This window comes from Bifidobacteriaceae bacterium, from assembly GCA_031281585.1.
GTDB lineage: Bacteria > Actinomycetota > Actinomycetes > Actinomycetales > WQXJ01 > JAIRTF01.
In genome coordinates, this window is record JAITFE010000051.1 from 15,458 (window position 1) to 31,421 (window position 15,964).

Below are 15,964 nucleotides of genomic sequence, written 5' to 3' on the forward strand. Positions count from 1 at the left end.
AGTTATTAACGTGTCAACACCCACGTGCGGTCAGCGAGTGATCAGCTCGCGGGTGACCAGATCCGCCAGGAGGCGGCCCCGCCTGGTCAGCGCCAACCGGTCAGGCGGGACCACTTGGATCAAACCGTCCGCCTCCAAGGTGGGAACCGCCAAGCGGGCCGCGTGTGAAAGGGAGGCCAGCTCCAGGCCGCGAGCCGTTCTGAGCCGCAGCATCACCCGTTCCAGCGCCTCAGCGGCCTGATCAAGGCGTTCCCCGCCGGCTTTGGGCGGTTGGCCGGCCGCCAGCGCGCGGCCGTAGGCCGAAGGGGCTTTCAGGTTCCACCATCGTTCGCCGCCCACGCTCGAATGCGCGCCCGGCCCAACGCCCCACCAGTCCGCGCCCGTCCAGTAGCCCAGATTGTGCCGGGATTCGTGGCCGGGGCGGCTCCAGTTCGAAATCTCATACCAGCGCAGGCCAGCGGCCTCGAAAAGACCGTCTGCCAGTTCGTACTTGTCGGCCTGCTCATCCGGGTCGACTCCCGCCATTTGGCCGGCGCGGATCCGCCGGGCCATGGGTGTGTGCGGTTCCAGGGTCAGCGCGTAGGCGCTGATGTGGTCCACGCCCAGGTCCAAAGCGGCCCGCACGGAGGCCTCCCAGTCCGCGAGGCTTTCGCCGGGCGTGCCGTAGATCAAGTCCACGGAGGGGTCCAGCCCCGCCCGCCGGGCCGCCGCGACGGCCAGGGCCACTCCGGCCGGGTCATGGGTTCGGTCCAAGGTCGCCAGGATCCCCGGCACCGCCGACTGCATACCCAACGACAAGCGCGTGAACCCGGCCGCCGCCAACCGGTCCAGGTAGGCCGGGCCAACCGTGTCCGGGTTCGCCTCGGCGGTGATTTCGGCGCCGGGCGCCACTCCAAAAGCCTCCCGCACCGCGCCCAGCAGTTCGGCCAGTTCGGCGGCCGGCAGCAAAGTCGGCGTGCCGCCGCCAAAGAACACCGCCGCCGCCTCTCGCGCCGCCGGGCCTAGTTCCCTCCGGGCGAACTCCAACTCCGCCATGGCCTGCCGGACAAAAGCCCGTTGCGCCTCCGGCCCGGCCACATAGGTGTTGAAGTCGCAATAGCCGCAGCGCCGGGCGCAAAACGGCACGTGGATGTAAACGTGGAAAGGCGGGGCGCCGGTCACTTCGGCGAATCGGAGTCAGAGGCGAGCGCCGCGATGAAGGCCTCCTGCGGGATTTCGACCCGCCCGACCATCTTCATCCGCTTCTTGCCCTCCTTTTGCTTCTCCAGCAGTTTCCGCTTGCGGGTGATGTCGCCACCGTAGCATTTGGCCAGCACGTCTTTGCGCAACGCGCGGACGTTCTCCCGCGCTATCACTCTGGCCCCGATCGCCGCCTGGATGGGCACTTCGAATTGCTGGCGGGGAATCAGCTTGCGCAGCCGGCCCACCATCATCACGCCGTAGGCGTAGGCCTTGTCCTTGTGGACAATCGCCGAGAACGCGTCCACCTGCTCGCCTTGAAGCAGGATGTCCACCTTGACCAGGTCCGCCTCCGCGGTGCCGTCCGGCTCGTAGTCAAGCGAGGCGTAACCTTTGGTGCGGGACTTCAATTGGTCGAAGAAGTCGAAGACGATTTCCGCCAACGGCAGGATGTAGCGCAGTTCCAACCGGTCCTGCGACAGATAGTCCATCCCCAGCATGGTGCCGCGCCGCGATTGGCACAGGTCCATGATCGCGCCGGTGAAGTCGCTCGGCGAAAGAATGGTGGCGCGCACAATCGGCTCGCGCACCGCTGCGACCTTCCCGGTGGGGAACTCCGAAGGGTTGGTGACTTGGTGGACGGACCCGTCGTCCAGGGTCACCTCGTAAACCACGTTCGGAGCGGTTGAAATCAGGTCCAGCCCGAATTCGCGCTCCAGGCGCTCCCGGATGATTTCCAAATGGAGCAGCCCCAAAAAGCCGCAACGAAAACCGAAGCCGAGCGCGGCGGAAGTCTCCGGCTCAAAGGTCAAAGCGGCATCGTTCAATTTCAGTTTGTCCAAAGCGTCGCGCAAAGCCGGGTAATCCGACCCGTCAATTGGGTAAAGCCCGGAGAAGACCATCGGCTTGGGGTCGCGGTAGCCGGCCAACGCCTGGGTGGCCGGCCGGGTCGAACCGGTGACGGTGTCCCCGACCCGCGACTGGCGCACGTCTTTGACCCCGGTTATGAGGTAGCCGACATCCCCCACGCCCAGCCCGGTGGTCGGGGTCGGCTCCGGGGCGATCACGCCGATCTCCAACAACTCGTGACTGGCTTTGGTAGACATCATGGCGATCCGCTCGCGCGCGCTCAGATGGCCGTCCACGACCCGCACGTAGGTCACCACGCCCCGGTACGTGTCGTACACCGAGTCGAAGATCAGCGCGCGCGCCGGGGCGTCCGCGTCCCCCGCCGGCGGGGTGATTTGGCGCACGATGCCGTCCAGCAGCTCCTCCACGCCCTCCCCCGTTTTGCCGGACACCCGCAGGCAGTCGTCCGGACTGCCCCCGATCAGGTGCGCCAGCTCCTCCGCGTACTTGTCCGGCTGGGCGGCGGGCAGGTCGATCTTGTTCAGGACCGGGATGATGTCGAGGTCGCCCTCCAACGCCATGTAAAGGTTGGCGAGCGTCTGCGCCTCAATGCCCTGGGCGGCGTCGACCAACAAGACGGCGCCCTCGCAGGCGGCCAGCGACCGCGAGACCTCGTAGGAGAAGTCCACGTGGCCGGGCGTGTCGATCATGTTGAGCGTGTACTCCTGGCCCCCCACCGTCCAGGGCATCCGCACGGCCTGCGACTTGATGGTGATGCCGCGCTCGCGCTCAATGTCCATGCGGTCCAGGTACTGGTCCCGCATGACCCGCTGGTCCACAACTCCCGTTTTCAGGAGCATGCGGTCCGCCAGCGTCGATTTGCCGTGGTCGATGTGCGCGATTATGCAGAAGTTGCGGATCAGCTTGGCACTCGACACAAGGCGCAATCCTAGCGGGCGGCCATTGACCCCAAAGCCTCGGCGATTGGCCGCGTCCCGTCCCACTGGAAGGTCTTTTGATGATGCCCGCCCAGCAGCACCGTCGGCGTGCCCTGCAGGCCCAAGTCGATCGCCGCCTGCGTGTTCGCGGTCGCCATGGTCAAGAACTGCTTGTCGGCGAACGTGCGGGTCACCTTCGGCTCAATCCCGATCGAGTGACCCAGGTTCTCCAACTCCGGCTCGGACAGGCCCTGACTGCCCTCGGCCGGCTGGTGGGTGAACAAGGCGGTGTTGAAGTCGCCGAACTTGTCGGGGGCGCCAGCCGCCACCGCGTAGGCGGCGGCCGCCGCGCGGGTGGAGTACAACGCGCCGTGCGAAAGGCGATCCAGGATCGAGATCGGATGCATCACCAGGGCGGTGACGTCATGGTCGACCAACTCCTGGATGGCCTCCCCGTTGTCGCGCTCGAAGCGGCGGCAATAAGGGCACATGTAGTCGACGAACACGTCGATTTGAGTGGGCGGGCGCATCGCCTCATCGTCGATGCTGGCCAGAGCCTTGCCGCCGGGTCCAACAACGATTCCCGGAATTGAGATCACGCTTCATGCCTCCTGTTTGACGGTTCACCCGTGTGCGGGCCGGATTCCCAGACAGGTTAGCCACCAGGTTACCGGGAACGAGCGACGCGGGCGGGCGTCCCACCATCTGGGAGCCTGGTACCATAACCGGTTGGCTATAGCTAGACAACAAGGAAGACACCAAACGTGGCAAACATCAAGTCCCAGATCAAGCGCATCCGCACCAACGAGAAGCGGCGGCTGCGCAACAAGGCCGTCAAGTCCGAACTGAAGACCTACGTCCGCCGCACCCGTGAGGCGATCACCGAAGGCGACAAGGAAAAGGCGGCCGAGGCGCTCCGCGTGGCCTCCCGCAAGCTGGACAAGGCGGTCTCCAAGGGCGTGATCCACAAGAACCAAGCCGCGAACCGCAAGTCGGCGCTGGCGCTCCAAGTCGGCGCGATGAGCTAACGGCCGGCCGCGCCAGCCACCGCGATGATGGCGCGCTCGACCGCGTAGTACCGGGCGGTTTTCGAACTCGCCCCGCCCAGCCCTTTGACCTGGGCGTCTGCTTGCGCCACCGCCAGGATGGCGCGCCCCAGGCCGGCCCCGTCCCAGTTCCGCAGCACCCTCTTGGCCTGGTCCACCTGCCAGCTGTTCATGCCCAGGTCCTTGACCGGGTTCAGGCCGGAGGCCAGCGCGCCGCCCACCTTCGCCATGGTTCTCAGTTTGCCGGCCAACGCCCCGATCATGGGGACCGGGTCAACCCCGGCTCCCAACGCGTAACGGGCCAAACGCAACGCCTCTCCCACCTGGCCCGCCACGGCGGCATCGGCGACTTTGAAAACCGTGGTCTCCAAGCGTCCCCCGTAATAGCGGTCCACCAACTGGGCTGTGATGGGCCCCGTCGAGTCGGCCATCATCTGGTCCACCGCCGAGGCCAGTTCGCGCAGGTCTGATCCCACCGCCTCCACCAGGGCCCTGACGGCGCGTTCGTCCGCGCCTCGGCCGCCCCGGCGGAACTCGGCCTTCACAAAAGCCTCCTTGTCGCGGTCGGAACGGATGGGGCTCGCGTCCACCTCGGCGGCTTTGGCGCCCCGCAGAGCGTCGATCAGCTTCTTGGCGGAACGTCCGCCTGCATGGCGGAAAACCACCATCGCCTCCGGACTGGGCGCGCGGAGGTAGGCCAGCGCGCCGTCCAAGAAATCGCCGTTGGCCTTTTCTCCCCGCTCCACCACGACAACGGTGTAGTCCGCGAACAAAGAGCCGCTGGCGGCCCCCACTAGCGCGTCACGGGACGCCTCGGCCGCGTCGATGGTGGCGAAGTCGAGTTCGGGATGCTCCTCCCGGGCCAGACGTCCAAGCCGCTGAACGGCCCGGTCCGCCAGCAGATCCTCCGGACCGAGGACCAGCACCAGGCGGTCGGGTTCGATCCGGTCCCACGGGACGGCGCGTCGGGTCTCAGCCATGGCAACTAGCTTCTCACGTCCCTCCGACACCGGGCCCGGAGCAGCGTTTGCCAAACCCGTCACAGGAGGAACGCAGATTATTCACATAACAGTGTCCTCGTCGTGATCGAAAAGCCGCAGAATTGTGACGCAATAGCCGCCGGATCGTGATCGGAATAACGCCTTGTAGGCGGAGCGCCCGGTTAGGATAATGGTGGCGGGGCAGAGTCCCGCATTCGCCATGAAAGCAATGGAATGTAACAATTCGACAACGGAGGCTGCCCATAATGAATAGTCCCAGACGTTTCGCGGCGACCGCGATCGCCGCCCTTTCCGCCGCCACGCTGATCGCGGGATGCGCGGGAAGCGACCAGGGTTCCACCGGGGCCGGACTCGCCTCGGGCCGCGGCGACAACTACTACAGCACCGGCCAGGATTCCGGGGCCATCCCTGGAGCGGAATACCCCGAACCGGTGACCGGACAAGAACTTGTGGAAAACGATTGGGTCGACGTCGCCGAACAACCGGTCTCCACGTTCTCCTCCGACGTGGACACCGCCTCTTACACCATGATCCGCAGCCTGCTCAACTCCGGGGACTGGAATGAGGGCATGAGAGACCAGGTGCGCATCGAGGAGATGCTGAACTACTTCGACTACGCCTATGAGGCGCCCGGCCAGGACTCGGAACGGCCTTTCAACGTGGACGTGAAACTCGGCGCCGCGCCATGGGACGCCGGCCACATGCTCGCGCGGATCGGCGTCAAAGCCAAGGAGGCGTGGCCGACCACCGAGGGCAACAACCTGGTGCTGCTGCTCGACACGTCCGGGTCCATGGACCAGGCGGACAAGCTGCCGCTGCTGGTCAAGTCGTTCAAGCTGCTGACCGAGCGGCTGACCGACCGGGACAGGATCTCGGTGGTCACCTATGCCGGAACCTACACGGTCGCCCTTGAGGGCGTCCGTGGAACCGAAACGGACCTGATCGTTGAGACCTTGGAGTCCCTCCACTCGGCCGGGTCGACCGCCGGTTCGGACGCACTGGCCCAGGCCTACAGGCTGGCCGAGGACCACTTCATTGAGGGCGGCAACAACCGCATTCTGTTGGCGACCGATGGCGATTTCAACGTTGGCCCCTCAAGCACGGACGCCCTTAAGGAACAGATCACCCAGGCCCGGGACAACGGCGTCTTCATTTCCGTCTTCGGCTTCGGCATGCACAACCACGACGCTCTCATGGAGACCATCGCGGACAACGGCAACGGCAACTACTTCTACATCGACAACCTGAACGAAGCCGAACGGGCGTTGGTGCGCCAATTCGACGCCACCATGTTCACGGTGGCCAAAGACCTGAAATTGCAGGTGGCCTTCAACCCCGCGCGGGTGGCGCGCTACCGGCTGGTCGGCTATGAGAACCGGGTCCTCCAAAACGAGGACTTTGAGGATGATTCGGTCGACGCGGGAGACGTGGGCGCCGGTGCCACGGTCACCGCCTTATACGAGCTGATCCCCGCTGACGGGCCCAAGGACGGCGACGACTGGATGACGGTGTCGACCCGCTACAAGGATCCGGCCGGAACCGAATCCAAGCAGGACGACTTCCCCGTGCCCCAAAGCGGGGCGGACGGCGCCCGTGACAAGGATTGGCGCTGGGCGGCGGCCGTGGCCGAGTTCGGAATGATCCTGCGGGACTCGCCTTTCAAGGCGGACGCCAGCCTGGGAGAGGTCAAGGCGCTGGCGGAGGACTCTCTGGGCGAGGATCTCTTCGGCCTGCGCGCCGAGTTCCTGGCGCTGGTCGACCGGTATGAGCGGACTCTGTGACGGGGTAGTCTGGCTAGGCAGTAGGTAGATGCGGGCTGTGCTGCATCCCAGGTAGGAAGAAGAACACCGGCGTTTACCGCGAGCCCACGCGAGAAAGGGTAACTTCCTAACCATGGCTACACCCCGAGTTTTGGCGATCGTTTTGGCGGGCGGCGAGGGAAAGCGGCTGATGCCGTTGACCCGGGACCGGGCCAAGCCGGCCGTCCCCTTCGGCGGCATCTACCGCCTGATCGATTTCCCGCTGTCGAACCTGGTCAACTCCGGCTACCACCAGATCGTGGTGCTGACGCAGTACAAGTCGCATTCGCTGGACCGCCACATCGCCTCCGCCTGGAACCTCTCCTCCCTGCTGCATCAGTACGTGGCCCCGGTGCCCGCGCAGCAGCGCAAGGGCAAGAACTGGTTCTTGGGTTCGGCGGACGCGATCTACCAGTCCCTGAACCTGCTGGACGACGAGAAACCGGACATTGTGGTGGTGGTCGGCGCGGACCACGTTTACCGGATGGATTTCTCGCAGATGGTGGACCAGCACGTCGAGTCGGGCGCGGAGTTGACCGTGGCGGGCATCCGCCAGCCGATCGACTTGGCCGACCAGTTCGGCGTGCTGGAGACCGACCCGAGCCATCCCGGCTTCATCAAGCAGTTCCGGGAGAAGCCCAAGGACGCCCAGGGCTTGGAGGACGACCCGAGCGCGATCCTCGCCTCGATGGGCAACTATGTGTTCAACGCGGACGCCCTGATTGACGCGGTGCTGACGGACGCCACCAAGGTGTCCTCCCGGCATGACATGGGCGGGGACATTGTGCCCGCCTTCGTGGCACGGGGCGCCGCGGGGTTTTACGACTTCAAGTTCAACCAGGTGCCGGGTTCAAACGATCGCGACCGCGCGTACTGGCGGGACGTGGGGACGCTGGACGTGTACTACGAGGCCCACCGCGACCTCATCTCGACGGTGCCGGTGTTCAACCTTTACAACTGGCGGTGGCCTTTGATCACGGGCAACACCGGCCAGCCGCCGGCCAAGTTCACGCACGCGGAGCCCGGCCGGATTGGCCACGCGGTGCGGTCGCTGGTGTCCCCGGGGGTGATCGTGTCAGGCGCTTCCATCTCCGGCTCCGTGGTCTCTCCGGGCGCGCACCTGCATTCCTGGGCGGAGGTGTCAGACTCCGTCATCTTGGACGATGTCGAGATTGGCCGCCACGCCCGCGTCAACCGCGCGATCATCGACAAGTCCGTGTTCATCGAACCGCAGGCGACCGTCGGCATTGACCATGAGTTGGACCGCGCGCGGGGCTACGCCGTCACCGCCGGCGGGATCACGGTGGTTCCCAAAGGCGCGCGGGTCGAGCCGTGACCTTCACCCGCCTGCTGGTGATGGACGTGGATTCGACGCTCACCACCACCGAGGGCATTGACCTGTTGGCGGAGTTGGCCGGCGTTGGCCCCGAGGTCGCGGCGGTGACGGACCGCGCCATGCGCGGGGAACTGGATTTCGCGGAGTCGCTGCGCGCGCGCGTGGCCCTTTTGGCCGGCCTGCCCGAATCGGCTATCGGCCAGGCGTTCAGCCTGGTCCGCCTCAGTCCCGGCGCGCGCGAGCTGGTCGCCGCCTTGCACGCGGAGGGTTGGGCGGTCGGCGCCGTCTCAGGCGGCTTTGTGCCGATGGTCGCGCCGCTGGCGGCCGACCTGGGTTTGGACTTTTACCGCGCCAACGCCCTCGAGGTGTCCGATGCCGTCTTGACCGGCCGCGTCGTCGGTTCCGTTGTCGACCGGGCGGCCAAGGCGGCTGCTTTGCGCGAGTGGGCGGCGGAATTGGGCGTGCCCCTGGAGCGGACCGCCGCCATGGGGGACGGGGCCAACGACCTGGACATGATGGCAGCGGCGGGCCTGTCGATTGCCTATGGGGGCAAACCGGCGGTGGTGGCGGCGGCGGACCATGCCGTCGAGGGTTCGCTTCTGGCGGCGCTCCCGCACTTGCTCGGGCCGCGCGCGTAATGTAATAACACTCGCGTCTACCAGCGAGTATGCTTGGGCCAACATCAGCGTGACCTGGATGACGGCTGTGGGGGCTGCTTTGGCTGTCAGAGTGCCCCCGTAGGTTGGTTGGCGACAGATCACCCCCGACTAGATTGGTGCAACGAATGTTCCATCGCCCTCCCGCTTCCTTCCATTTTGAGTCCCGTCGAACAGGACGCCGCAACGCCGCGGTCGCGGCTGCCCTGGCGTTCTCGGTCGTGGCCGCGGCGGTCACAATCAACGCGGCCGGCTCGCAGGAGCCGGCCGCCGCGAACGGCGGAGCCGCCGCCACCGTCCTCCCGGCAGGGCCCGCCGCACAGGCGGGCAAGGTCAGCCAGGTGCGGCTGATCACCGGTGACGTGGTGCGCCTCAGCCCGGAGGGCAAAGTCCTCGGAATTGAGCCCGGCCCGAGGGCCGACGGCTCTCGGCCGCAGTTCCTGACCCGGACCGCCGACTCCCACACTTTGGTGGTGCCGTCGGACGTGGTCTCCTTGATCGGCGACTCGCTGGATTTGGCGCTCTTCGACGTGACCGAGCTCGCCTCCTACGAGCTCGGCCCGGACGCCAGCGTGCCGGTTATCATCCAGTCCACGGGCGGCCGGCCCGACTTGTCGGAGCTGGGCTTCGAGGCCAAAGGGAGCCTGGCGGCGTTGCCGGCCCAGTTCGGCGTGCTGGACGCGGTGCCGGACGCGGGTCCGGCACCCAGCTGGAGTTTGATCGAGGCGGTGGCGGACCCGGACACGGCGGGCGCCGCGAATTCGGGCGAGCCGGCGGTTGAGAAGGTCTGGCTCGACCGGGTGGTTCAAGTCGAGTTGCCGGTGGGCGGCTCGGTTTCCCCAACGGGCACGGGGACCACCCCCCTATGGATGCAGCTGGTCGGGGCGGATGTCGCCAAGGCCGGCGGTTTGAGCGGCACCGGGATCAAGGTCGCGGTTGTCGACACCGGCGTCGACTCCAGCCACCCGGACCTCGTCGGCCAAGTGGTGGCGGCGGAGGACTTCACCGGCCTGGGCTCTCCGCTTGACGAGGTCGGCCACGGCACGTTTGTGGCCTCGGAGATCGCCGGCACGGGCGTCGCCTCGGACGGCACGTACCAGGGCGTGGCCCCGGGCGCCAAGATCCTCAACGCGCGCGTGCTGGACGAGGGCGGCTACGGCCCCGACTCCGCCATCCTGGCGGGCATCGAGTGGGCGGCCCAGCAGGGCGCGGACGTGATCAACTTGTCGCTGGGCGACCCGGGCGCGTATGGCGACGGCGAGTCGTATTTCGACCAGTTCGTCAATCAAATCGTTGAAGACTACGGGACGCTGGTCGTGGTGGCGGCAGGCAACGACGGCGGGGCTCAGACCGTCTCCACCCCGGCGGTGGCGGACAAGGCTCTGGCGGTGGGCGCCACGAGCGAGACCGGCAATCTGGCCTGGTTCTCCTCAATGGGCCCCAGGCGCGGCGACGGCGCGGTCAAACCGGAGGTCGTGGCGCCCGGCGCCGGGGCCGACGGCTACGACGAGGACGGCAACCTGGATCCCTGGTTGCTCGAGGAAATGACCGGCGCCGCGATGGGGACCGACGGCTACACAACCATGTTCGGCACATCTATGGCCGCGCCCATCGTGGCGGGCGCTGCGGCGTTGCTGCTGCAGGCCGATCCGACCCTTGGCCCGGACGACCTGCGGGCCAAGCTGATGGCCTCGGCGGCGCCCATGCCGGACGACTCGACAGTTTTCCAGCAAGGCGCCGGCCTGATCAACATCCCGGACGCGATCGACCAGACCGTGACCACCTCGCCCACGCAGCTGAACCTGGGCATGGTCGCCTTCCCCCAGACGGCGCCCGTCACCCAGACCCTGACCTACGTCAACCAGGGGACCTTTGCGGAGTCGCTGAGCCTTGACGCCGGGTTGACCTACTCCCGCTACTTCGGGGCGCCCGTCAACGTGACCCCGGAAGACGAGTTGCCGCTCGACGGCGGCGACGGCGGCTACCCGGACGGCAGCGGAGTCGATCCTTTGAGCCCGGATCACGTGACACTGTCCGCCACCACTCTGACCGTGCCGGCGGGCGGAACCGCCACAGTCGACGTAACCGTGGACCCGACCGCCTTCGGGGCCGGCTATGTGGGCGGCTACGTCACCGCCACCAGTGCCTCCGGCCTGACGGTCCGCACCCCCATCGGACTGGCCAACGAGCCCGAGAAGCTTGAACTGACGATCATCGCCACCGACAAGGACGGCGAGCCGATCGACCACGCTGACATTGATTTCAGCCTGGAGGTGCTGGCCTCGGACTTCAGCGACTCCGCCACGCTGGATCCTGTGGACGGCCGCGCCAGCGTGGAACTGATCGCGGGCGACTACTTCATCATGGCGTATTCGACCAAGACGAACGCTGAGGGCGGCACCGACGACACCGTGGCATTGTCCGCAGTGATCGGCTTGGACGAGGCGACCACGGTGACTCTTGACGGCACGACGGCCCGGCCGCTGACTCTGCGGCTGCCGGACACACCGCTTGAGGGGTCTCTGCAGGTTATCAACGATCTGACAATCGGCGAAGAAGGAGGAGACGAGTGGAGCGACGTAGGGCTTTTCAGCTCCATCCCCGTCAATTCGTTGGCACCAAACAACCTCTACGTGGTGCCCGGCGCCGTGGACGGCACCGAGGCGGCCTCTGCGGGGTCCGCTTCGCTCAGCCAACCCCTAGTTGAGGCCTCGCTTGACGCCTGCGGCCTTGAGCCTTTGCCCATCTTGGACGTCAGCGGCCGGGTGGCCGCCGGTCACTCGGCGTTCACGCTGGTGGATGCCGCAGACGGGGAGATTCCATCCAGCGGCGAAGCCGACCAGGCCGTGTTGGTGAGCCTGCCCGGCCGCGACTATTCCGACGAGTCCATCAACGACACGATGGACCTTGTGGCCGCTGCCGAGGGGGCCGGGTACGGCGCCGTGATCTTCGAGTCAGATCGCTCGACAGTGGCAGCGCTTGTCGCGGAGGCGGCGGCGGCCTACGCCGGATGGGAATACGGCGCCGACCAAATCGCTGTCTTGGTCACAAATGACAACGGCGGCGGGCGGTTGGCCGCAGCGGCCGGGGGCAGCGTCTACCTCCTCGGCCGGGGCACCCTTGAGTACGCTTATGTCGTCGGCCAAGAGATCGATTTGGAGGCCGAGGCGATCACGCTGACCATTGACGAATCAGAACTGGCGAACGTCACGGTCCAACACCGTGCGATCGGCGAGGGTGGGACCATCTACGACTGGTTCGGCGGCGAGTTCGGCAGCGGCGGGTTTTCGGCTCAGCCCGGCTCGACCTACAACCTGCACCTGAGCCCCGGTTTGTTGTGGGGCGACAGCACTCTGGAGTACCAGGGCGGGCTGGTGAACAACTTCAACCTGATCGAGAGGGAATACGCGGCGGGCGAGGAGAGCGTGCTCACCCTCGGCAGCCAGGTGCATTCGGCGTGGATCGACAACAACTATGTCCGCGTCACCCGGTTGGGGGATGATTTGTATGCTGGGGTGCCTCTGTTCGTTGACGGACAGGGCAACCCCGAGTGGCTGCGCGATTTCGGGGATTCCATGGGGTACGGCGCGACCGACTTGACGCTGACCGATCTAACGACCGGGGACGTGTTGTTCTCCAACGCTGCGGATCCCGCAGTTTACGATTTCCGGGTTGAGGGGTTGGATCCGTCGGCGCATCGGTACCGTTTGGACGAGCTCACCACGACCGACACGGATTTGTGGGCATGGTCGACTGACGTGACCGCAAGTTGGGAGTGGGAGTCGGCCACGCCCACCGAGCCGGACGAGTGGGGAGACCTGATTCGTTACGAGCCTTTGGTTCAGGCCTGGTTCGAGTTGCCGTCGCTGGACGCCTACAACGCCGGTTCGACCAGCCAGTTGATCTTCGCGCATGTCAGCCAGTTGGCCGGCTCGGAGCCCATTCCGCTCGAATCGGCCGCTTTGGAGGCTTCGACCGACGGCGGCGCCACCTGGACGCCGGTGCCCTGGCAATCCCTGGTCCCGCTGACGGACTCGGACACGCCGCCAGAGGGTTCGATCGGCATAGCCGACGGCGAGGCGGTCTACATGGCGACTATCGAGGCCGCCGTCGGCGACGTGGTCTCGCTGCGTTTCGCGGCGACGGCTGGCTCTTCCAGCTTCGAGGAAACGGTCCTGAACGCCTACCCGGTGACGGACAGCCCCCGGGGCTACCTGGAGCCGGTGTCGTGGAACTCGTGCGGGGTCGAGGCCCCGTTGCCGTTGCAAGTGTCCACCCAGGTTCCGGCCGGGTTCCAGGCCAAGGGCCAGTCGCCTGATGACGCCGTGACCCTGAGCTTGGCCGGTCAGGACGCCGAATGGCGGGCGGACGCGAACGGCGACCCGGCGGTCGTCAAGGTCGAGGGCACGTTCTACGGCGGCTCCAAGTCGGCGTTCACGGTCAAAGATTCGGCGCCTGCGGGAACGCCCGTGTTGGGAACGGCCAACGTGAACGTGACGCTGCCGACTTCCGGCTCCAGCCCCGTGACAGTCCCGGCCCCGGCCGGGTTCACGGTGCCCACTTCGCAGTACGGGACCTGGGTGTGGAAAGTCACTCCAGACGGGCAACTCCCAGCGGTCAGGCCGCTCATCCCCGCCGGGGTGGCGGACAAGTTTGGACAAGCGGGCGAGACGGTGGTCACCCAAATGGGCCCGACCATCCAGTCGCGGATCGTCTCCAGCGCGCAGTCACGGGAGGTTTGCGACAAGGTCTGGTTGGAGCCCGGCACGGCTGGCGACCTTTGGTTGGACCGCCAAGACGGAGCACCGGTGAAGGTGGCCGTCAACGGGGCCCTTTACAAGGCGGCCACGGCCGGAACCCCGGGAACATCCACTGCCGGCGCCACCGCCGTCAAGGACTTCGAGTTGACCTTCACCGCCGCGGGGCAAGACCACGCGCAGACGGTCTGCCACACGGTCCCGGCCGGTCAGGCGGCGTACAGCTTCCAGTTCCGGATCGACCTGAACCGGCAGGCAGCGGCGGACGCCCGGTACTTGTCGCAGGGGACCGTGTCGGAGCTGTGGAAGCCCCAGTCGACCGTGGTTTTGGGCGCCGACGGCGAGTTGTCCATCACCGGCTCGAACGATCTGGTTCCAATGGTGGTGTTCAGCCTGGTCATGCTTGGGCTTGGCGCCGCCCTGCTGGGGCGGTCCCGGCGGCGGGCGCTGTAGGGACGGTCGGCGCCCGCTTTCGACGGCGGAGGCGGGCGCCTTCCGTGCCACCGGTTAGGCTTGTCCCGTGCGGCCCAACGCCGCGCCGACTTCGCCGAGCATGGAACTACAGACGGGTTTGAAGTGAACAAGGTACTGCTCAGCGCGGGTCTGGCCGCAGCTTTAACGTTGGTTTTGACAGGTTGCGGCGACTCAAACGACGTGGCCAGCCTCAACGGCGGCGGCCCCAAGAACACCGAGGCCGCTTCCCCGGAGGAGGAGCAAGCCCGCGCGGCTGACGCCATGGCAGAGTGCCTGCAAAAGGCCGGCATTCCGGCCAAGGCCACAAGCTGGGACGGGATGAAAGGCCAAAAGCAGCTGGAACTGGACACCGACCAGACCTACGCCCTGGCGTACGCGGACGGGAGCGGCGCGTCCTCGGCCGGGGGTGCGAACACCGAGGCGGAGTGGGACGCGTTCTACGCGCACATCGACGAGTTGGCAGCCGAGTACCGTCCATCCGAAGAGGAGCTGGAAGCGTACTACGCGGCGGTCGAACAGGCCGAGGCGGACGGCAAGGACATCGCATCGATCCCCGAGCCGGAGTACCAGCCCTATCTGTTCATCGGCAACGTCGACCACTCTGCCGCGTTCGCCGAATGCCTGAAGCAGAGCGGGTACACCGAGCCTGTGTACCAGAACGACCCGGTTGACGAAGTCAAACAGAAGGAGGCCATGCTTGAGGCCACCACCGGATGGATCAAGTGCGCCCGCGACAACGGCTTCCCCGATCTCAAGGACCCCGCCCCGGCCAAAGCCGACGACTGGGAAACGCAGCCGATGGCCGTCCTGCCCGGCGACATCACCGTCCCAGAGCTGGAGGCCCTGCTCGTCAAGTGCCCCAACTTCGACAGCGAAAGTTTCGACAGATTGATCGACGCGATGATCAAGCTCGGCCCGGACGCGAGCGAGGAAGACCAGCAAAAGCTGGTCGAAGAGATGTACTCCGACTACACCGACCCATCGATCGGGTTCGACCTGCCCGGCTGGAACGGTCAGCCGTACACCTTCGAGGGCGAAGGCGAAGATCCCGATTACGCAAAGGGCCAGGCGCTTTCAGAGGTCTTGTACCAAGAGCAAACGCAGTTCTGGGAAGAAGCGCAAAAGCGTCTCGAAGAAGCGGGCTTCACCAACCTCGGCTAGCAGGGTCTCGGCGCAGGGCCCAGCGGGTCGAGGCTAGCATCAGCGATCGCTTGCGTGTTTGCCTGGAATGGGGGGATGAGCGCGCGGCTGACGGAGCCAATCACTTACGTCCGGACCGGGCAAGCGGCGAGGATCCTAGGGGTCTCGAGGGACACCGTGGTGCGCTTGGTCGCCAACGGAACCTTTTCGGCGTATCGACCGGCCGGGTCGCACCGGTACCTGAGTGAGCGGGAAGTGTCGGCGTACAAAGCCGAGAAGGAGCAAAGATCGACTTTCTTGCGCACGATGACCGAGGGGGCGGAGGCGTCCGGTGTTTACGACATCGATGAGGCCCTGGCGGCATAGGGCCGACGGCAATGAGGGCGTTGCTGGACGTCAACGTGGTGTTCGGCATCTGGTCGACCGACCTGCTGATGACGGCCTTCGCCGCGTACCTGTACCAGGTCCTGTGGTCGGAGCACACCTTGGCGCCCACCCCAGAAAGAGTGAGCCAGCGGTACGGGTTGGCGGGACAAAGATCCCAAGCCGTGCACCGACGGGTGCAAGCCATGCGCTATGCACGCGCCGCCCCCACCCACGCCCGCTCAAATGGCTGAGAGGCTTGCTAGCGTCGGCTTCGGCCAGTTTGTCCAGCGCGGTGCCATTCCCGGCGGCAACGCCGAACAGGCACCCGAGCAAGCGGCAATCCGGGGCCCGTGATAACCGCGGTCCAACCAGGTGCCGCAGACCATCGGCTGCGCACCGACGGAAAGAGCCTGAGGGGTTCAA

Annotated in this window: 12 protein-coding genes; 8 read left to right on the forward strand and 4 right to left on the reverse strand. The window is 66.3% G+C overall.

Annotation, left to right across the window (positions count from 1 at the left end):
• Positions 1-30: 30 nt before the first annotated feature.
• Genes hemW through LBC97_05510 form a run of 3 tightly spaced genes read right to left on the reverse strand, consistent with a single transcriptional unit; the run spans position 31 to position 3,565 of the window.
• On the reverse strand, positions 31-1,161 hold the full coding sequence (gene hemW, locus LBC97_05500) for a radical SAM family heme chaperone HemW (protein ID MDR2565507.1): 1,131 nt from the start codon (positions 1,159-1,161) through the stop codon (positions 31-33).
• Positions 1,158-2,975, reverse strand: coding sequence for a translation elongation factor 4 (gene lepA, locus LBC97_05505; GenBank protein MDR2565508.1), 1,818 nt, complete (start codon positions 2,973-2,975; stop codon positions 1,158-1,160). Before lepA ends, hemW begins: the two co-directional genes overlap by 4 nt.
• 2 nt (positions 2,976-2,977) lie before the next feature.
• A complete protein-coding gene (locus LBC97_05510; protein MDR2565509.1) occupies positions 2,978-3,565 on the reverse strand; it encodes a thioredoxin domain-containing protein in 588 nt (195 codons plus the stop codon).
• 165 nt (positions 3,566-3,730) lie between these two features.
• On the opposite strand from LBC97_05510, the gene rpsT reads away from it, so the two are divergent.
• Positions 3,731-3,994: a 30S ribosomal protein S20 gene (gene rpsT, locus LBC97_05515; GenBank protein ID MDR2565510.1), complete on the forward strand. Its 264-nt coding sequence runs from the start codon at positions 3,731-3,733 to the stop codon at positions 3,992-3,994.
• Here rpsT and holA read toward each other — a convergent pair.
• A complete protein-coding gene (gene holA / locus LBC97_05520) occupies positions 3,991-4,992 on the reverse strand; it encodes a DNA polymerase III subunit delta (GenBank protein ID MDR2565511.1) in 1,002 nt (333 codons plus the stop codon). The two genes, rpsT and holA, sit on opposite strands and share 4 nt — an antisense overlap.
• A gap of 266 nt (positions 4,993-5,258) precedes the next feature.
• Here holA and LBC97_05525 point away from each other — a divergent pair, with 266 nt between their 5' ends.
• From LBC97_05525 to LBC97_05555, 7 genes are all read left to right on the forward strand, one after another.
• On the forward strand, positions 5,259-6,794 hold the full coding sequence (locus tag LBC97_05525; protein ID MDR2565512.1) for a von Willebrand factor type A domain-containing protein: 1,536 nt from the start codon (positions 5,259-5,261) through the stop codon (positions 6,792-6,794).
• Between the two features lie 112 nt (positions 6,795-6,906).
• Positions 6,907-8,148: a glucose-1-phosphate adenylyltransferase gene (glgC, locus tag LBC97_05530; protein ID MDR2565513.1), complete on the forward strand. Its 1,242-nt coding sequence runs from the start codon at positions 6,907-6,909 to the stop codon at positions 8,146-8,148.
• The gene (gene serB, locus LBC97_05535; GenBank protein ID MDR2565514.1) at positions 8,145-8,786 is read left to right on the forward strand and encodes a phosphoserine phosphatase SerB; all 642 of its coding nucleotides are present in this window, start codon (positions 8,145-8,147) and stop codon (positions 8,784-8,786) included. The genes glgC and serB overlap by 4 nt, the downstream gene beginning before the upstream one ends.
• A gap of 146 nt (positions 8,787-8,932) precedes the next feature.
• Positions 8,933-14,014, forward strand: a complete 5,082-nt coding sequence (locus tag LBC97_05540; GenBank protein MDR2565515.1) for a S8 family serine peptidase — start codon at positions 8,933-8,935, stop codon at positions 14,012-14,014.
• Positions 14,015-14,137: 123 nt separating this feature from the next.
• Positions 14,138-15,196, forward strand: a complete 1,059-nt coding sequence (locus tag LBC97_05545) for a hypothetical protein (protein MDR2565516.1) — start codon at positions 14,138-14,140, stop codon at positions 15,194-15,196.
• Positions 15,197-15,271: 75 nt separating this feature from the next.
• On the forward strand, positions 15,272-15,541 hold the full coding sequence (locus tag LBC97_05550; GenBank protein ID MDR2565517.1) for a helix-turn-helix domain-containing protein: 270 nt from the start codon (positions 15,272-15,274) through the stop codon (positions 15,539-15,541).
• Between the two features lie 11 nt (positions 15,542-15,552).
• Entirely contained in the window at positions 15,553-15,792 is a 240-nt protein-coding gene (locus LBC97_05555; protein ID MDR2565518.1) for a hypothetical protein, read from the forward strand.
• The last annotated feature ends 172 nt before the right edge of the window (positions 15,793-15,964 follow it).